We start from the raw sequence: 18,925 nt of genomic DNA, 5'->3' as shown, positions 1-18,925 counted from the left end.
TCGCGAATGTCGCCCGCCCGCTCATGAGCGCGCCAGCATGGCGATGAAGAAGCCGTCCGTTCCGGTGCGGCGCGGGGTGAGCAGCAGCCCCTCCTCGCGCGCCAGCGCCGCCTGCCGCAGCAGGATGCCGCGCTCGCCGAGCGCCAGCACCGTCTCCGCGGGCGGAATGATGCGGAACTCAGAATGGCGGGTGAGAAAATCGCGGATCTGCGCGCCATTCTCCTCGTCGAGCAGCGAGCAGGTGACATAGGCCAGCCGCCCGCCGGGCTTCACATAACGGGCGGCGGTGTCGAGGATTTCAGTCTGGTCCTTGATGCGCTCGACAAGCGCACCGGGGCGCATGCGCCACTTGGCGTCCGGGTTTCGGCGCCATGTGCCGGTGCCGGTGCAGGGCGCATCGACCAGAACGAGGTCCATGCGGGCCTCAAGGTCGGCAAGCACGTCGGCCGGCCCGCGCGGGCTGCGCACCTGCACATTGCGGGCGCCGGCGCGCTGGAGCCGCTCATGGATCGGGGCGAGGCGGCGGATGTCGTCATCATAGGCGTAGAGCTGGCCGGCATTGTCCATCAGGCTGGCGAATTCCAGCGTCTTGCCGCCACCGCCGGCGCACAGGTCCAGCACCTGCCCGCCGCGGGGCGGGGCGGCGAGGATGGCGGCGATCTGCGAGCCCTCGTCCTGGATTTCCACCTGGCCCTTCACATAGGCCGGCTCGGCGGTCAGCGCGGGGGCCTTGCCGTCGGCCTCCAGCACGATGCGCAGGGCGAGCGGCGACCACGCACCCGGCGTCACACCGAGATGGGCGAGCGCCTGCGCCGCCTTGTCCCGGTCGGCCTTCAGCGTGTTGACGCGCAAATCGAGCGGCGCGCGTTCGGCCAGCGCCACGCCTTCCAGCGCGCGCTCCTCGCCGAACACCGCCGCCAGCGAGGCGTCGAGCCATTCCGGGTAATCGCCCTCGACATAAGCGGGCGCGCCTTCCAGCGAACCGGCGGCAAGACGCTCGGCCTCGCGCTCGCTCAACGGTTCGGGCGCGAAGCGCGAACCGTCGCACAGGGCGGCGATCGCGTCGGCGTCCATGCCGCGCGCCAGCTTGAGCGTGCCCAGCGCCAGAGCGCGCGCCTCCTCCGAGCCCATCAGCCAGCCGGCGGAGGCGCGGCGGCGCAGCACGTCATAGACCAGCGAGGAAACGGCCGCACGGTCGCCCGAGCCGGCAAAGCGGTGGCTGCGTCCCCAGTCCTTCAGCACGTCCGCAGCCGGGCGGCGCTCAGTGACAAGCGTGGCGATCACATCGATGGCGGCGGACAGCCGGGCGGCGGGGGTCATTCAAGCACCTTCACGGGATCACCGGCGCGAGCAGGATGGCGAGCGCGAACAGCACCCACATCAGCACAAGCGCGCCGAAACCGATGACAAAAGACAGGAACCGCCAGCGCACGTCATTCGAGGTGACATGCACGAAAGCCTGGCCGAACCGCGACAGAACAAAAATCCAGGACAGGACCACAAAACCGATGTCGGCCTTGCGGGTCACCAGCGCCAGCGTCACCACCGCATAGAACAGCACCGGCAGCTCGAACTGGTTGCGGAAGGCGTTGCTCGCCTGCCGCACGCTGGCCGGCCATGCGCGGTCGTCCAGCGGTGCCTGTTCGAGGTCCACCTCGCCGGCCGCGAGCGCGGCCTTGCGCCGCCCGCCGAGCAGGAGGAGCAGCGCGAAGGCCAGAAACACCAGCACGAAGACCGGCAGCAGAATGGCAGCGACGCTCACGGCACGGTCTCCCCGATCAACCCGGAACGCGAAACCCGCCGGCACCGGGAAATCCGGCGCCGGCGGGACGATGAAGCGGCTCAGGTCCGCGAGGGATAGTTCGGGCTCTCGCGGGTGATGATCACGTCATGGACATGGCTCTCGCGCAGGCCGGCGCCGGAAATGCGCACGAACTGCGCCTTGTCGCGGAACTCCTCCAGCGTGGCGCCGCCTACATAGCCCATGGCGGCGCGCAGGCCGCCGGCGAGCTGGTGCAGCACACCCGAGGCCGGCCCCTTATAGGGCACCTGCCCCTCAATGCCTTCGGGCACCAGCTTCAGCGTGTCCTTGACCTCGGCCTGGAAATAGCGGTCGGCCGAACCGCGCGCCATGGCGCCCACCGAGCCCATGCCGCGATACGACTTATAGGAGCGGCCCTGATACAGGTAGACCTCGCCCGGGCTCTCGTCGGTGCCGGCCAGCAGCGAGCCGATCATGGCGCATTCCGCGCCCGCCGCCAGCGCCTTGGCTAGGTCGCCGGAGAACTTGATGCCGCCGTCGGCGATCACCGGCGTGTCAGCCTTCTGCGCTTCCTCCACCGCGTCGAGAATCGCGGTGAGCTGGGGAACGCCCACGCCCGCCACGATGCGCGTGGTGCAGATCGAGCCCGGCCCGATACCCACCTTCACCGCATCGGCGCCGGAATCGATCAGCGCACGAGCGCCCTCGCCGGTCGCGACATTGCCCGCGAGGATCTGCACCTTGTTGGACAGCTGCTTGATGCGGCTGACCTGATCCAGCACCTTGCGGGAATGGCCGTGAGCGGTGTCGACCACCACGAGGTCGACGCCGGCATCGACCAGCAGCTCGGCGCGGCGGAAACCGTCCTCGCCGACCGTGGTGGCGGCGGCGACGCGCAGACGGCCCTGTTCATCCTTGGTCGCGTGGGGGTGGGTGACGGCCTTTTCCATGTCCTTGACGGTGATCAGGCCGACACAGCGGTAATTCTCGTCCACAACGAGCAGTTTCTCGATGCGGTATTGATGCAGCAGCCGCTTCGCCTCGGGCTGGGCGACGCCCTCCTGCACCGTGACGAGGCGGTCCTTGGTCATCAGCTCGGAGACTGGCTGGCCCGGATTGGTGGCGAAGCGCACATCGCGGTTGGTGAGAATGCCCACCAGCTTGCCGCCACGGCCGTTCGGGCCGCGCTCGACCACCGGAATGCCGGAGATGGAATGCAGCTTCATCAGCGCCAGCGCGTCGGCCAGCGTCTGGTCGGGATGGATGGTGACCGGGTTGACCACCATGCCGCTCTCGAACTTCTTGACCTGCCGCACATGCTCGGCCTGGACGTCAGGTTCGAGGTTGCGGTGGATGACACCGAGGCCGCCGGCCTGCGCCATGGCGATCGCCATGGGGGCCTCGGTCACCGTGTCCATCGCCGACGACAGGATCGGCAGGTTGAGCAGGATCGAGCGTGTGACGCGCGAGCGGATATCCGCCTGACCCGGCATCGTGTCGGAAAGGCCAGGCTTGAGGAGAACGTCGTCGAAGGTGAGCGCTTCCCGCGCGAGGCCGTCGAGCACCGGCATCGCCAACTCCCGATTTGAGGGCGGCGGAGCTGGCAGCCCCGCTAAAGCCCAATGGATGGATGGACGAAGCGAAGGGGACCAAGATGTCGCCCGCTCTCTTCGAGTTGGCGAGGGCTCATACCATGGCCCCACGCGCTTTCCTAGGCGTCTCGTGCTGTGTTGCACGCAATGCCGCTGTGCGTCGCGCGCGGCTTGTAGCCGACGTTGGGAAAGCAGGGGGCGATTACGAAATCTTGTGATTCTGCCCTCTCGCCGGTTTCCTGCCGAACGGGTTATAGACGTCGCGACCTCGCCGGCAGTATGCCGCCAAGGATTCGGCCGGAACGGATCACGCCGTGCGCACAGAACGTCTTGTCCCTCTCATCGTCGCTTGCGCGCTGTTCATGGAACAGCTCGATTCAACCGTAATCGCCACCTCGTTACCGGCGATTGCCGCCGATCTTCACGAAGATCCGATCTCGCTCAAGCTGGCGCTGACCTCCTATCTGCTGAGCCTTGCGGTCTTCATCCCCGCCAGCGGCTGGTTCGCCGACCGTTTCGGCTCGCGCACCGTGTTCCGTGCCGCGATCATCATCTTCACCGCCGGCTCATTGCTGTGCGGCCTCGCCCATTCCCTGCCGGACTTCGTGCTCTACCGAATCCTGCAGGGCATGGGCGGGGCGATGATGGTGCCGGTCGGGCGCCTCGTCATCCTGCGGACCGTGCCGAAGGCCGACCTCGTTTCGGCCCTGGCCTGGCTGACCATACCCGCGCTGATGGGCCCGGTGATCGGGCCACCGCTGGGCGGCTTCATCACCACCTATTTCGACTGGCGCTACATTTTCTTCCTCAACATACCGATCGGGCTGATCGGCGTGCTCCTCGCCACCCGCTTCATTCCGGACATACGGGAGGAGAACCTCCCGCCTTTCGATTTCAAGGGAATGGCACTGTCCGGCGTCGGGCTGGCGGGGCTCGTCTTCGGCTTCGCGTTGCTGGGCCAGCATGCGGTGGCGAGTTGGATCGCCTTCGCCGTGATCGCGGTGGGCGCGGTCGCCATGTATTTCTATATCGGCCATGCCCGCATCACCGACCGGCCGATTCTCGACCTCGCGCTGTTGAAGATACCGACCTTCTTCGCGGGTGTGGTCGGCGCCTCGCTGTTCCGCATCGGCATCGGCGCGCTGCCGTTCCTGCTGCCGCTGATGCTCCAGCTCGGCTTCGGGCTCTCGCCGTTTGCCTCAGGCATGATCACCTTCGCCGCCGCCGCCGGCGCGATGACCATGAAGTTCACCGCCGCGCCGATCATCCGTACCTTCGGCTTCCGCCGCGTTCTGGTGGTGAACTGCGTCATCGCCTCCGCTTTCATCGCCGCCGGCGCCATCTTCCAGCCGGGCATGCCGTATCTGGTGATGGTCGGCATCCTGCTGCTCGGCGGCTTTTTCCGTTCGTTGCAGTTCACCTCCACCAACGCGCTGTCCTATGCGGACATTTCCAACGAGGCGATGAGCCGGGCCACCAGCTTCGCCAGCGTGGCGCAGCAGGTCTCGATCTCCACGGGCGTTGCGGTGGCGGCGCTGGTGCTGGACGGTCTGCGGAGCTGGCGTGGCGACGGCACCATCCACCTCTCGGATTTCAACGTCGCCTTCATCGTGGTGGCGCTGATCGCGGTGTGCTCGGTGTTCTTCTTCCTGCGCCTGCCCGAAGATGCGGGCGCAGCCCTGTCCCGCCGCCGCGAGAAGCCGGCCGCCCCGGCCGAACCGCCCGGCGAAATGGGCTCGGCGGCGTAAGGAGGGTGGCCTATTCGGCGCGGCCCCTGAACCCGGTCGCCACCACATAGAGTTCGGCGGAATCCTGACGGCTGGCCTGCGGCTTCACATGTTTCACCGTGGTGAAGTCGCGCTTCATGTCCGCCAGCAGCGTGCCCTCGGTGCCGCCCTGGAACACCTTGGCGACGAAGGCGCCGCCCGGCGCCAGCACCTGCCGCGCGAAGTCGATCGCCAGTTCCACCAGCCCGACGATGCGCAGATGGTCGGTCGCCTTGTGGCCGGTGGTGTTCGCCGCCATGTCGCTCATCACCACATCGGCCGGCCCGCCGAGCATCTCCATCAACCGCGCCGGCGCGTCGTCCTTGAGGAAGTCGAGCTGCTCGAACTGCACGCCGGAAATCGGCTCGACCTCGAGAAGATCGATGGCGACCACCTTGCCGTTGCCGTCCTCGGATTTCACGCGCTGCGCCGCGACCTGGCTCCAGCCGCCCGGCGCCGCACCCAGATCCACCACCCGAAGACCGGGCTTGAGGATCTTTACCTTGTCGTCGATCTCGATCAGCTTGAAGGCCGCGCGCGAGCGCCAGCCCTCGCGCTTCGCCCGAGCGACATAAGGGTCGTTGAGCTGGCGCTGCAGCCATTTCTGCGAGGAATTGGACAGCGAGCGGGCCTTCTTGAGACGCACCTTCAGCGGGCGCGCCTCCGTGGTGGCGGCGGCGCCCTGCTGCTTGCCGGGTGTCTTCTTCTCGTTCACGATCCCGCCTCGGCCGTCTCTCGCCACACGCCGTCCGCGCGCATCAGTTCCACCAATATGCCCTCGCGCAAGCCCCGGTCGGCCACACGCAGCCGGTCGCAGGGAAAGGCGCGGCGCACCGCTTCCAGTATCGCGCAGCCCGCCAGTACCAGATCGGCGCGCTCGGCGCCGATGCAGGGATTGGCCGCGCGCTCGGAGAACGGCATGGCCAGCAGCCGGTCGACCACCACGCGCACCTGCTCGGCATCGAGCCAGGTGCCGTCGACCTGCGAGCGATCATAGCGCGGCAGGTCGAGATGCACGCCGGCAATGGTCGTCACCGTTCCCGAGGTGCCGAGAAGATGCAGCCTGCCGCAATTATGCGGCCCCACCGCCGCGACGAAACTGTCGAGATGCGGCCGGAACTCATTGACCATCGCCTCGAAATTGGCGCGCGTCACCTGCACGCCGCCATGCCGCTCGGCCACCGTGACGACGCCCAGCGGCACCGAGACCCAGGCACGGATCACCGCGGCGGGCGGGCCGACATCGCAGGTTTCCACCCGGTCGAGCCACACCACTTCGGTCGAGCCGCCACCGATATCGAACAGCACCGCGCCGTCGGAGGTCGGGTCCACCAGAGGTGTACAGCCCGCAGCCGCCAGCCGCGCCTCGGTCTCGCGGTCCACGATTTCCAGCTTCAGCCCGGTCTCGCGCTCGACGCGGGCGATGAACGCGTCGCCATTGGCCGCGGAACGGCAGGCTTCCGTGGCGATCAGCCGGCCGTCGGCGATGCGCCGGGCACCGATCTTGGCCGAGCAGACATTCAGGGCGTCGATGGCCCGCGTCATCGCGGCGTCGCCCAGCCGGCCGGAGCCGATCAGCCCCTCGCCGAGCCGCACGATGCGCGAGAACGCGTCCACCACGCGAAAGCCGGTGGCGGTGGGCCGGGCAATCAGCAGGCGGCAATTATTGGTGCCGAGATCGAGCGCCGCGTAGCAGCCGTCATCGACATGCGTCCGCCCGCCGCCGGCGGGATAGGGCTGGCCGCGCCGTCCGCGCCACGGACGCCCGCGACCATGGCCCGGCGGCCCCTGTACATGCGCGCGCTCGTCGCGCGGCGGCGGTGAAGCCACCCGCTCCCCGGCCGCCGGACGTCCCGGCGGCGTATCGGCCTCGTCGACCATTTCTGAAATCCCCGGCCGAAGCCGTCCACCCGGCCGCCGAGGCGATTCCGGGTTCAAATTATTCAACACTCAACATGAAATGTAGCATTCGCCAGCGTCGGCGCAATCGGCTTTGGCGCAGGCCCGCCCGGCGACACAGGCAGGCCGCCCTCTCACAGCACCGGCCCGAGCATCGCGATGGTATTGTTCCACAGCCGCCGCCGGCGGTTCCAGCCGTCGACATGCGCCGCCCGAACTTCCTCGGAACTGTCGAGATAGCGTTGCTGGCGCTCGCGAAGCACGCAGGTGAAGGCCTCGTCGTAGCACAGGATATTGTTCTCCGAGTTCAGCTCGAAGGAACGCCGGTCCATGTTGGCCGAGCCGAACAGCGCGGTCTCGCCATCCACCGTGAGCGACTTCGTGTGCAGCAGCCCGCCAACATATTCGTGGATGCGCACGCCGGCATCGAGCAGTTCCCGATAATAGGAATGGCTCGCCGCCGCCACGATCCACGAATCATTGCGCTTGGGAAAAATGACGGTGGTGGCGACGCCGCGACGCGCGGCCGAGCAGAGCGCGGCCTGGATCGGTTCGTCCGGCACGTAATAGGGGGTCGTGATCACCAGTTCGCGCCGCGCCGCGTTCATCAGCGAGACGAAGATTTCCGGCATGGCCGAATAGCGCACCGCCGCCCCGGTGCCGATCACCTGCGCGGGGAAGCCGGCGGACGGCACGTCGAGCGGCTGGCGCAGCAGGCCGCTCAGATCTTCGTTCACATGCGCCATCCAGTCGCTGGCGAACAGATGCTGGTTCTGCCGCACCACCGGCCCTTCCAGCCGCACCAGAATGTCGACCCAGGGCGCGAACTTCGCCTTGATGGCGAAGGCGGCATCCGCGCAGTTCTGGCTGCCGCAATAGGTGACGCGATTGTCGATCACCACGATCTTGCGATGGTTGCGCATATCGATGCGCCCCTTGAACGGACGCGACAGCGGGAAGCCGATCGGCAGCGCGCGCGCCATCTTCGCCCCGGCCTGCTCCATCTCCTTCCAGTGCACCGAGCGGATGAAGGCCCGCGAGCCGAGATCGTCCGCCATGATCCGGCAGGCGACGCCCCGCGCGGCCGCGCGCTTCACCGCCTCGGCGACCTTGACCCCGCTGCCGTCGGCCAGCCAGATGTAGAACAGCAGGTGCACGCTTTCCTTCGCGCCATCGATATCGGCGACGATCGAATCGATGCCCGCGGCCGAATCGGCCATCAGCGCCGCCGTGTTGCCCCCCACCGGCGGATGTCCGCTGATGGAATGACCGACGCGGAACACCCCGGCATAATGCTCGGGTACCTGCGCCTCCACCATGCCGGCGGTGAGGCTGCCCAGCGGTGGCAGGCGCCTCAGCGCCGCGCGCAGCCGGGCGATACGCCGCCGGCCGACATTGGTCTCGCCGAACAGCACATAGGCCACCACGCCGATGAACGGCGCCACCAGGATTACCACCACCCAGGCGAGCCGGGAGGCCGGCTCGCGATGTGGCCGCAACAGCGCCCGCATGACATAAATCGCCTGCAGCGCGAGCTGACCGAGCGCGAGGATCCAGGGCAGATAGGCGGAATAGTGCATTGTCAAAAAGGCCACCACGGGGTTCGGTTGTCCATTAAAGCACAAGAGCGGCGGGCACAGCGCGCTCGCAACAGGGCCGGCGCGGGCGCGCTGGCGGATCGGGAAAGGGCCGGCATGGCGGGGTTGAGAGGTCGATGAGGTTGGTGGTTCCGGTTCGCAGCCCTCTCCTTCTGCTCGCAATCGCCGCCCTGCCCGGCGCAGCCCTCGCAGGCGATGTTCCCGGACAGGAGCGGCCGGCCGGCACGCTCCGCAAATGCACCACCTCGGGCTCGGGCTTCTATGTCGTGCCCGGCACCGATACCTGCCTGCGGCTCGGCGGCTATGTCTGGGCCGAAGGCTATTACAACAGCTACACCGACTATCCGCCGGCCGACGCCGAGACCTATTCAATCGCGACCTACGGGCTGGTGCTGGATGCCCGCGACGCGACCGACTACGGCACGCTGCGCTCCTACATGGAGATCCGCCTGCAATATCGCGGCGCGGAGGAATGGGGCAGCGGCCCGCCCGCCACCGAGGTCGACATCTGGGATGCCCATGTCGAATTCGCCGGCTTCACCTTCGGCAAGACGCAGTCCATCTTCGATTTCTACGCCAACCAGAACGTACTCGGCACCGATCCCGCGACCATTGGCGACCAGCAGCAGACCACCATCGGCGCCTATCGCTGGAACCTCGCGAACGGCTGGGCGGCGACGCTGTCGCTGGAAGATGCCGCCCTGCGCGCGGCCGGCGTGAGCGAGGGTGATCCGCGCCTCGGCGCCGGCGTGACCCAATCCAGCGATCTGCCGGAGCTGGTCGCCGCCATCAGTCAGTCAGGCGACTGGGGCCAGTTCCAGCTTTCCGGCGCGCTGCACCAGATCCGTGCGTCGGTCACGGCATTGGAGGGTTCGCCGGTGCGCGCCGGCACCTCGGAAGACTGGGGCTATGCGCTTCAGGCCGGGATCATGTTCAACCTGCCCGCGCTCGGGGCCGGAGACACGCTCTATCTGCAGACCGCCTACACGGACGGCGCGACATCCTATCTCGGCCTGATCGATCCCAGCGGCGCGTTCGCGCCACCTGACGCCTATATCGGTGCCGACGGCGCGCTGTCGCGGGTGAGCGGCTGGAACGTCACCGCCCAGTTGCTGCACAACTGGAGCGACACCTGGCAGAGCACGCTGTTCGGCGGCTATGCGCGCTACGACCTGAACGACGCGGCGACACCGCTCGGCGACAGCGCGTCACACGGCATCAATTACAATGTCGGCGGCAATATCGTGTGGTCGCCGCTGCCCGCCTTCTCGCTGATCCTGCAATATGATTACAACGTCATCGAGGCTCAGGGTGGCATAGCCCCCGGCGCCGGCCTGACCGGCGGCTCTCAGCAGGCCCAGCAGTTGCTGCTGATGGCGCAGCGACTGTTCTGAACGGCAACGGTTTCAGCGCTTCTTCTTGATCGTGTGCTCGCGGCAGCGGCTGCCGATGTAGCACTGCTCCTGATCGGCGGTCTGAACCCAGGCCGGCTCGGTCTGCTGGCCGACCGTGCAGTAGCCCCGGTTCGCCACGTAGCGCTCATAGATCACCGGCCCGGTGCCGATCACCACCGCCCCTTCCCGCCGCACCAATTCGCGCGCGCTGGCGCAGGTCATGTTCAGCGAATTTGGCATCGACTGCGCCATCGCGGGCGCCGCCATCAGGGCGAGCGGGAGAACGAGAAGGGCGGTGCGCATGGCGCGGCATCTCCGGCAAGGGCCCGGCAGGGCGTTACTCGACACACGCCAGAGATAACCCAGGGGGTGGAGGATGGCCATGGCCAGCATCAACCCCGGACGCCGACGCCCGGGGCACATGTCGCTGGAAAAAGTGGAGAGAGTGGCTGGGGGACCTGGATTCGAACCAGGACTAACGGAGTCAGAGTCCGCAGTTCTACCGTTAAACTATCCCCCAATCGGGTCGACGCGGCGGGAGGCAGAGGCTCCGAGGGCCGGCGCGACACCAAAAGGTGTTCGTGGGGCGTTCCTCTAGCGATCTACGGGCGGGAGATCAAGCCCCTTCCGCTCACGGCCCGACGATCGCGTCCCCAACTGTGGGAAACCCGCGAATGCCGCGCCGCAAGCCGGCCGGCCCTGGCCGTCGATGAGACCGCCTTTATGTCCGGCATGCCGTCGAAACGCGCACGCGCTGGAGACATGCCTAAATCGCACGCCCTCCCCTCAGAAATGCAGCCATAGGTTACCAAAATGGTATCTTTATGCCATTTATGTTAATCGAAATCCGCTGATGGTATCTAGAAACCTCGGCACAGGTCGCCGGCGGCGGGATAACCATGCGTCAGATTCATTGCTGCCATGCAGCATTCCGTCTTTTGCACTGCGTCAGGCTCGCTATATTGCTGGCATACTGAATGCAAGGAGCCTCCGATGAGCACCATTTCTCTCACCAACCGCACTTCCCCGGACTTCTCTTCGCGTGTCCTCGACACCATCGTCGCGTTCTTCGACGCTCTCGGTGAAGGTCGTCGCATCGCTGCGCGCTATGAAGCCCTGTCCCGCCTGTCCGACGCTGCTCTCGCCAGCCGCGGCCTGACCCGTCAGGACATCGCTGCCGCTGCCGTCAACGGCCGCTGAGCCGTTGCGCGGCGTCCTCGTCGAGGATGCGCGCTAGCGGATACGCAGGTTGACGCTGTCGCTATAGCCGGCGGCGTCCATGACCGTAAGGCGCGTGAAACCCGCGCCCCGCGGTTGCCAGGATAGCTGGGTGCCCCCGAAACCGGTGCTGGACGGCAAACCGTCCACCAGCACGGTGAAGGGGCCGACCCCGCCATCGACCTTCAGCGCCAGCGGCTCGTCCGCGATGCGCTCCAGATCCGCCCCGTCCGGCGGAAAGACGATTCTTGGTCCAGCCTGTTCCATCCCCTGCCCCGCGCCCGCGCCGAAACGGCGCAGCGGCGGAGGCAGGTCTGCCTGGCGTCCGGCGAGTGCTCCGCGTGGCGCGGGACCGAGCGGCACCGGGCGCAGAGCCAGCCGTTCGAACGCCTCGAACAGCAAGGGCGCGGCCGCCTCGCGGCCGATCATGCCCGGCACCGGCTGGCCATCCGGCCGCCCCACCCACACAGCCAGCGTGCGCTTGCCGTCGAATCCCACCGCCCAGGCATCGCGGTAGCCATAGGACGTACCGGTCTTGAAGGCGATCCGCCCGCCCCGCGCATTGTGCGGCGGCGGCGTACCCGCCAGTGCCTGAGCGAGATACCACGCCGCCACCGGGCTCAGCAGCCGGCGCCCCTCATCCGTGCTGGTCGCGCCCTCCGCCTGCGTCTCGATCCGATGCGCCATACCGCCATTGGCAACGCCGGCATAAATTCCCGCCAACCCTTCCAGCGTCACCCCCACGCCGCCCAGCCCGACCGCCAGCCCCGGCACCTCGCCTGGCGGCAGGCGCAGCGCGAAGCCTCCCCCGTCGAGCCGGCTGGCAAGCCGCTGCGGGCCGACCGCCTGCAGCAGCACCACCGCCGGCACGTTCAGCGACAATTGCAACGCCTGCCGCACCGAGACCGTGCCCTGATAGTCACGGTCGAAATTGCGCGGGCGATAGGCGCCGAAGCGCACCGGCCGGTCCTCGATCAGCGTTTCCGGGTGGGCGAGGCCGTCCTCGAAAGCCATGCCGTAAATGAAGGGCTTGAGCGTCGAGCCCGGCGAGCGCAGCGCGCGCGTCAGGTCCACCGCCCCCGCCCGCGTCGCATCGAGCGGATCGGCCCCGCTCACGCGCGCCAGCACCTGCCCGCTGGCATTGTCCACCATCACGAAGGCGAGCGAGACCCCCTTGCCGAGATCGCGCACCCGCTCGCGCGCCAGCGCCTCCAGCGGCGCCTGCATCGATAGATCAATGGCCAGCCTCTGGCTGGGCGCGCCGGGCCGCTCGCGCCGGGCCGTCCCCGTGGCATGGGCGGCGACCATCGGCATGTCGGTGCGCCGGGTGGGGATGCTCGCACGGCGGGCGAACTCCTCCTCGGCGGCGCCGAACAGTCCCCGGCTCGCGACGCGCGAGATCACCGTGTCGCGGGCGCGCGCGGCGGCCTGCGGGTGACGATCCGGACGGCGGGCCTCCGGCGCCTGCGGCAGGGCGACCAGCAGCGCGGCCTCGGCGAGGCTGAGCCGGCGCGGCTCCTTGCCGAACCAGGCGAGGCTCGCCGCGCGCACGCCTTCCAGATTGCCGCCGAACGGAGCCAGCTTGAGATAGAGGTCGAGGATCTCCGCCTTGGAGAGCCGCGCCTCCAGTTCGATCGCCCGGCGCATCTCCTTGAACTTGGCGGCGAAGGTCCGCCCCTCGCGCGGCTCCATCAGCCGCGCCACCTGCATGGTCAGCGTCGAGCCGCCGGAGACGATGTGGCCATGGGTGAGCATCTGCCAGCCGGCGCGGGCCAGCGCCAGCGGATCGACACCGCCATGCTGGTAGAAGCGACGGTCCTCATAGGCGATCAGCATCTCGACATAACGCCGGTCCACCTCGACCCGGCCGGGATCGAGCCGCCAGCGTCCGTCAGTGAGCGCGAAGGCGCGCAGAAGCCGGCCTTCGCGGTCCAGCACCTCGGGCGACAGCGCGACGGCGGGGACGGGTGGCGCGCCGGCGCGCACCCCGGCGAGCCAGGCGTGAGCACCGCCCACGGCCAGCGCGCCGGCAACCGCGCCGAGCGCCAGCACGCGCTGCCAGAGCGGGCGCTTCACCTCGCCCCCCTCACCTGCCGGGGCCCGTCACCTCGACCCGCCCTGCACCCGTCCGCGCGAAGCGGCCGGGACGGTACATGTCCTCGACCGTCGCAGGGGGGTGGGCGTAGCTGCCGGGCGAGACCGCGCGCACGATATAGGCGACGCGCAGCACGCCCGCCTCCTCGGCATCCTGCGTCAGGTCGAAAGCCGCGAGGAAATACGCGTCGCGGAATTCGGCATGGGCGACATCCGTGGTTTCGCCGAGCCAGGACAGCACGCCGGCCTCCGCGCCCACGGCAAGGTTCGGATTGTCGATCTCGAAGCCGGCGGGCAGGTGATCGACCATCAGCACTCGGCTCGGCGCCGGCTGGTCCTCCGCCGCTTCCAGCACCACCACCAGCCTCTGGTTCTGAGCCACCCTGGCCGGATCGACCGGAGTGCCGGAGAGGTCGAAATAGCGGCGGGTCAGCGCGAAGCCGTTGGCCGCCGCCGGCTCGGGCTGCGCCGGCGGGCCATCGATGGAGACGACGACATCGACCGGTGCGGTGCCGCGATTGGTCAGCACCACCGGCGCCGCCTTCAGTTCCTCGGGCGACAGCACCCGCTCATAGAGCCCGTCCTGCGCCGTGCCGTCGACATCGAGCCGCACGCCCTGCCCCTCGCGCGCCGCGCGGGCGGCGAGCAGCAGCCAGGCATCTTCCTGCGTCGAGGTCGGGCCGAGATCGGCCGCGGCCGCGTTCAGTCGGCCGCGGGCCTCGCGTGCCATGCCGGGGAACCCCGCCTCGGCGGCAAGCGTCGCCACGGCGGCCGCGTCGCGCAGCATGGAGCCGAAATCGGCACGGCCCACCCGTTCGCTTTCCGGCACCTCGGGAATCAGCTCAAGCGCGCTGGCGAACACCCGCTCGGCCCGGCCCTTGTCGCCCAGCATGCCGAGCGCGGCAGCGATCTGGCCGCGCGCCAGAGGCGAGGCCACGTCGGCGAGACGGGCATCGGCGACATAGCGCAGATCCCCCAGCGGCGCCCTTCCGTTGCGCGCCAACACATAGGCGGCATAGGCCAGCCCGCTATTACCGGGGTCCTCACCGGCATAAGCGACCGAATTGCGCAACTGGTCCAGCGCCATGGTTAAGGGCTGCTGCGGCACCTCGAAGCCGCGTTCGCGGGCGCGGGTGAGGAAGTCCATGACGTAGGAATCGAGCCACAGATCATTGCCCCCCGCCTCCCACAGGCCGAAGGAGCCGTCCGCCCCCTGCCGCGCGATCAGCCGGGCGATGGCCTTGTTCACCATCTCCTGCGGATCGGTGCCGAGCCGCAGCTTTGAGGCGCCGGCCAGTTCGTTAAGATAGAGCATGGGCAGGGCGCGGCTGGTGAGCTGTTCCGAGCAGGCATAGGGATAGCGGTCCAACGCCATCAGCAGCGCCGGCACGTCGAGCACCGGGTCCCCCCCGGCGCTGACCGCGACATCGCCGCGCCCCGGCACCAGGTCGGCCACGAGATCGGCGCTCAGCGTCAGGCTCTTGCCGGGGGCCAGTGCCTGCACGCTGCGGCGGGAGATCGAGGGATAGGCCGGGCGGACATTGAGGCGATAGTCGCGCACGACGCTCAGCCCCTCCGGCCCCGACAGCCGCACCGAAACCTTGGCCTCGCCCAGCCCTGTGCCCTCCACCGGCACGGCGAACCCTTGGCGCCCGCCCTCGGCAAGGGTGAGTGTCTTCGGTCCCGCGCTAAGGCCCAGCGGGCCGTCGGCCACGAGGTCGAGCGCGTAATCACCCGGCTTGCCGTCGACATTGGCGATGTCGAGATTGAGCGTCGAGCGGTCGCCATTGGCGAGGAAGCGCGGCAGCGTCGCGGTGATCACCACGGGATCGCGGATCGTGACCTCGGCTGCCGCGTGCCCCACCCCCGCCGCCGACCACGCCACCGCCATCAGCCGGCCGGTGCCATCGAAGGGCGGGACGGCGAAATCGATAACGCCCCTGCCATTGGCGTCGAGCTTCACCGGCCCGGAGAACAGCGCGAGAGGCGGCTGCGTCGGCGGCTCGGCCTGCAGGCCGCCGTCCATGGCGTCACCGCCGGCACGCAACCGGCCGCGCGCGCCGGACATGCCGTCGATCAACTGCCCGTAGAAGTCGCGGACCTGCGTGCCCAGCGCCCGCTGGCCGAGATAGAACGCCTCCGGGTCCGGCGTTTTGAAGCCGGTGAGGTTGAGAATACCGACATCGACCAGGGCCAGCGTGACATAGGCCTCGCCCGCCCCGGCCCCGGCGACGCTGACCGGCACCGACAGCGTGGTATCCGGGCGCACCAGCGCCGGCGGCTCCAGCGTCACCTTGAGTTCGCGCGCCGCTCGGTCGACGCCGAACCAGGCGAGCCCGATGGCGCGACCGGGATTGCGCCCGGCCGCGACCTCCATCGGCCGGTGCAGGAAGGCAAGCGCATAGGCGCCCGGCCCCCAGCCGGCATCGACCTTGAATTCGAAGGACGACGCGCCAGCCGGCACCTCCTGCGTCTGCGAGGCCAGGACACCATCACCCACGATCACCACCGTCGCGGAACCGGCGCTGCGGCTGGCAAGGTTCACCCGCAGCGTGTCGCCCGCCGCGTATTGCGCCTTGTCGAGCGCCACATCGAGCCGGTCGGGCGCGTCCGCCGTGGCGCCGCCGCCCCAGCCGGCCTGGAACGGGACCGCCGTCGAGACGCCGGCATCGGTGACCTCGAAGCGATAATTGCCCCATTGCACCGGCACTTCGACCCGCGCGGGCGCCTGCCCGGACAAGTCGAGCTTGCCGTCCGCGACCTTGGCGGTCGACTGTACCGGCTCGAAATCCCAGTTCGAGCCGACGCGGTACCATTGATAGCGGGTCTCGACGCGATAGAGCGCCCAGCCGACGCCGGTTTTGGCCATCGGCACGCCGTTTGCGCCGATCATCTGCACCTCGAAGCCGGCCGGCGCGTTCTCGCCCGGCCCCTCGCCGCCAAACAGCGGCTTGACGCCGAAAGCCGGCCCGGCGGGACGCACCGGCAGCACCAGCGAGCGACGCACCGCGCGCCCGCCGCCTTCCTGCAGGCTGACGAAGATTTCCGCCTCCAGCGGCCGCCCGCTCGCCGGGAATTCCGGCAGCGCGACCTTCAGCATGGCCTTGCCCTCGGCATCCGTCACCGGCGCCTCGGCAAGCGGGGCGCGCACCGGGGTGAAGCCATCATCAGGCCGCCCGAAGCGCCAGCCGGGGAAACCGGGCCGCTCCGGCGCGACCCGAACCTCGACTTCGCCCTCGACATCGAGCGAGCGCGCCGGCGGGCCGAACAGCCACCGCCCCTGCGCGGCGACATCGACCGTCATGGACGGCGCGATGGACTTGGCATCGGTGCTCAGTTCCAGCGCGAGCCGCTCGGGCACGTAGTCTTCCAGAAGGAAGGTGGTGGACCCGACCGGCGCGCCACGCGGATCGACATAGGCCTCGACGCGCCAGGTCCCGGTCATCGCGCCGCCGCCAAGCGGGAAGGCCACCGCCCGGCCGCCCGCCCCCTCATCCGCCGCAAGCACTCGCGTCTCCTCGACGCCATCGGGCCGCTTCAGCATCAGCGTCAGCGGCACGCCGGAGACGGCGCGCACCTGCGGATCGCGCAGCAGTGCGGTGACATGCACGCTCTCGCCGGAACGGTAAACCCCGCGCTCAGTGGTCACGAAGGCGTCCATGCGCTCGGGCGCGGCGCGTCCACCGACGCCGCGATCGGTGAGGTCGAAGGCCTGATCGTCAAGCGAGAGGAAGGCGTAATCGCCCTCGCCCGACCGCGCCACGATCACGGCCGGCGCGAAGCCCTCGCGTCCGCGCATCAGCCCGGCCTCGAAGGCGGCGGCGCCCGACATGTCGGTGGTCGCGGTGCCCAGCACTTCGTTGGACTTCGCCAGCAGGCTCAACTCGACGCCGGCCAGCGGCTGGGCCGAACCGAGCGCGCGCACGAACACGCTCAGCCCGTCCGTGCCCGAGAGCGCAGTGAGGCCGAGATCGGACACCACGAACCACTGGGTGGAACGGGTGGAGTAATCGTCGTTCGGATCGGCCGCGCCGCCGGCCGGGCGGGCGGCGAGCACATAAACGCCCGGCTCCAGAGCACCGATCGCCTCGTCGACCGGAAAAGAGGTCACCGTGTCTTCGTTCAGCGGCGCCGCCGTCTCCAGCGTGCCGGAGAACACCTGCTCGGCGCGGCCGTTCTTGAGCCGCTCCAGATCGAACGCGCCGAGATCGCGGCGGAAATCGCCGTCGATCGCGGTCGGTATCAGGCTGCGGTCGCCGATGCGGTAGAGTTCGAGCCCGACGAGGCTGGTATTGACCGTGACCACCGGAATGCCGCGCGGCCCGGTACGCGGCAGCACGTAGTTGCGGCCGGTGAAGCGCACGCCCGGCTTGCGGTCGCGCACATAGACGGTGAGATCGATGCTCGCTGCCAGCGGCTCGGCCGCAACCACCGAGGGCAGCCCCTGACGGATGGTGAGGTCGTAGCTGTCGCCATGGCGCAGCCCCTCGACGCAGAGCTGGCTGTTCTCCACGCTCACCGCCGGCTTGTCGATCGGCCCCTGCGGACCTGCCAGCGTTACGAAGGCGGCGAAATCCACCGGCCCGGACGAGAGGTTCTCGGAAAACTGCACGCACAGCCGCGGATTGGCCGCTTCCGAATCGACACTGTAGTCGAGAAGGCGAAAGCCCTTCTCCTCGCGCAGCTTGTCGTAGAAGGCGCGCTGCTCGGGCACGTCGCGATAGCCGAGCGCGAGGTTCAGCGTGTCGAGCGCCGCGCGGGAAAGCTGGCGCTCGGCATAGAGGTGGCCGAGCCAAAACAGCGCGTCGGCCTCCTGCACCTTGGTCTTCGCCGCGCGATAGGAGAGGAAGGCGGCCGCGCTGGCGCGTTCCAGGAAGGTGTCGCCGGATTCGTCGTCATTGGGCTTGATGGCGGCCAGCGCGCGCGACAGCCGCAGCCACAGCGCCGGGTCCCCGCCCGCCGTGTCGCGGCCTGCTGCGCGCGCGAGACGGCCATAGATGTCGGCCGCGCTGCGGGCATCGCCGGCCTGCAACGCGGCAGCGGCGTCACGCGAGAGTTGCGCGGCCGGCTTGCCGAGCGGAGAACGGTCCCGGTCCAGCAGCGCCTGGAGCCGGCGCGCGGATTCGACAAGATCGGGGCGGGCAAAGGTCTTGGGCAGCGCCGCTTCCGCCGCGATCGGCGGCACCGGCGGCTTGGCGGGCGCCTGTTTGGCCGGAGCGGGCCTCGGCGCGGGCTGCGGCACCTGCGCCAGTGCCGCCGCGGGCAGCGCCACGAGCATAAGCGCGACAAGAACATTGCGCAGGAGTGAACCTGCGGAAAGCGAAGCGGACCTGACCATGACACTCACCCCGACGACGGACCAAACCGGGCGTCGGCGCCGACGATAGGCCGGAATCGTGACAACGGCCATCACCCTGCGAGAGGTCCGGTAGACGCGCAGATGTCACACAGCCGAGGATTGGCACACCGGTGCCATTGAATAGCCGTTCGCGCTTAGGTATACGGGCCGTCATCCATGAGGAGGCTTCCCTGCGCGCAAGCGCGGGTTAGAAGTGCTCCACTCGCAATCGGGCCGGACGCGGCCCAAAGACCAGAGGCATTC

Annotated in this window: 12 protein-coding genes and 1 tRNA gene; 3 read left to right on the top strand and 10 right to left on the bottom strand. The window is 68.9% G+C overall.

What is annotated here, in order from left to right; all coding sequences use genetic code 11:
* Positions 1–21 precede the first annotated feature (21 nt).
* From MKI84_RS04465 to guaB, 3 genes are all read right to left on the bottom strand, one after another.
* Positions 22–1,320 carry an RsmB/NOP family class I SAM-dependent RNA methyltransferase gene (locus MKI84_RS04465; protein ID WP_241616836.1) on the bottom strand — a complete coding sequence of 433 codons (1,299 nt, stop codon included), beginning with the start codon at positions 1,318–1,320 and terminating at the stop codon, positions 22–24.
* Positions 1,321–1,330: 10 nt separating this feature from the next.
* The gene (locus tag MKI84_RS04460; RefSeq protein WP_241616834.1) at positions 1,331–1,762 is read right to left on the bottom strand and encodes an MAPEG family protein; all 432 of its coding nucleotides are present in this window, start codon (positions 1,760–1,762) and stop codon (positions 1,331–1,333) included.
* 80 nt (positions 1,763–1,842) lie between these two features.
* Positions 1,843–3,333, bottom strand: coding sequence for an IMP dehydrogenase (guaB, locus tag MKI84_RS04455; RefSeq protein WP_241616832.1), 1,491 nt, complete (start codon positions 3,331–3,333; stop codon positions 1,843–1,845).
* A 335-nt stretch (positions 3,334–3,668) separates the two neighbouring features.
* Between guaB and MKI84_RS04450 the strand changes: the two genes are divergently transcribed.
* The gene (locus MKI84_RS04450; RefSeq protein WP_241616831.1) at positions 3,669–5,102 is read left to right on the top strand and encodes an MFS transporter; all 1,434 of its coding nucleotides are present in this window, start codon (positions 3,669–3,671) and stop codon (positions 5,100–5,102) included.
* A 10-nt stretch (positions 5,103–5,112) separates the two neighbouring features.
* On the opposite strand, the gene MKI84_RS04445 is transcribed toward MKI84_RS04450, so the two are convergent.
* The 3 genes from MKI84_RS04445 to cls form a co-directional block, all read right to left on the bottom strand.
* On the bottom strand, positions 5,113–5,835 hold the full coding sequence (locus MKI84_RS04445) for an RlmE family RNA methyltransferase (protein ID WP_241616829.1): 723 nt from the start codon (positions 5,833–5,835) through the stop codon (positions 5,113–5,115).
* Entirely contained in the window at positions 5,832–7,001 is a 1,170-nt protein-coding gene (locus tag MKI84_RS04440; protein ID WP_241616827.1) for a Ppx/GppA phosphatase family protein, read from the bottom strand. The genes MKI84_RS04445 and MKI84_RS04440 overlap by 4 nt, the downstream gene beginning before the upstream one ends.
* A gap of 152 nt (positions 7,002–7,153) precedes the next feature.
* On the bottom strand, positions 7,154–8,614 hold the full coding sequence (gene cls, locus MKI84_RS04435) for a cardiolipin synthase (protein WP_241616823.1): 1,461 nt from the start codon (positions 8,612–8,614) through the stop codon (positions 7,154–7,156).
* 119 nt (positions 8,615–8,733) lie between these two features.
* On the opposite strand from cls, the gene MKI84_RS04430 reads away from it, so the two are divergent.
* Positions 8,734–10,011 carry a porin gene (locus tag MKI84_RS04430; protein WP_241616819.1) on the top strand — a complete coding sequence of 426 codons (1,278 nt, stop codon included), beginning with the start codon at positions 8,734–8,736 and terminating at the stop codon, positions 10,009–10,011.
* A gap of 12 nt (positions 10,012–10,023) precedes the next feature.
* On the opposite strand, the gene MKI84_RS04425 is transcribed toward MKI84_RS04430, so the two are convergent.
* Both MKI84_RS04425 and MKI84_RS04420 read right to left on the bottom strand, forming a co-directional pair.
* Positions 10,024–10,314 (bottom strand): hypothetical protein, encoded by a 291-nt coding sequence (locus MKI84_RS04425; RefSeq protein WP_241616817.1) that lies wholly within the window; start codon positions 10,312–10,314, stop codon positions 10,024–10,026.
* A 143-nt stretch (positions 10,315–10,457) separates the two neighbouring features.
* A tRNA-Gln gene (locus tag MKI84_RS04420) sits at positions 10,458–10,531 on the bottom strand.
* Positions 10,532–11,004: 473 nt separating this feature from the next.
* Between MKI84_RS04420 and MKI84_RS04415 the strand changes: the two genes are divergently transcribed.
* A complete protein-coding gene (locus MKI84_RS04415; RefSeq protein WP_241616814.1) occupies positions 11,005–11,211 on the top strand; it encodes a DUF1127 domain-containing protein in 207 nt (68 codons plus the stop codon).
* A gap of 33 nt (positions 11,212–11,244) precedes the next feature.
* Here the strand turns inward: MKI84_RS04415 and pbpC are convergent, their stop codons facing one another.
* Both pbpC and MKI84_RS04405 read right to left on the bottom strand, forming a co-directional pair.
* Complete coding sequence (gene pbpC, locus MKI84_RS04410; RefSeq protein WP_241616811.1) at positions 11,245–13,305, bottom strand: penicillin-binding protein 1C; 2,061 nt, start codon at positions 13,303–13,305, stop codon at positions 11,245–11,247.
* 10 nt (positions 13,306–13,315) lie between these two features.
* The gene (locus tag MKI84_RS04405; protein WP_241616809.1) at positions 13,316–18,661 is read right to left on the bottom strand and encodes an alpha-2-macroglobulin family protein; all 5,346 of its coding nucleotides are present in this window, start codon (positions 18,659–18,661) and stop codon (positions 13,316–13,318) included.
* Between the last annotated feature and the right edge of the window lie 264 nt (positions 18,662–18,925).

Source organism: Ancylobacter gelatini, assembly GCF_022601675.1.
GTDB lineage: Bacteria > Pseudomonadota > Alphaproteobacteria > Rhizobiales > Xanthobacteraceae > Ancylobacter > Ancylobacter gelatini.
This window is presented reverse-complemented; position numbering and strand designations above follow the sequence as displayed.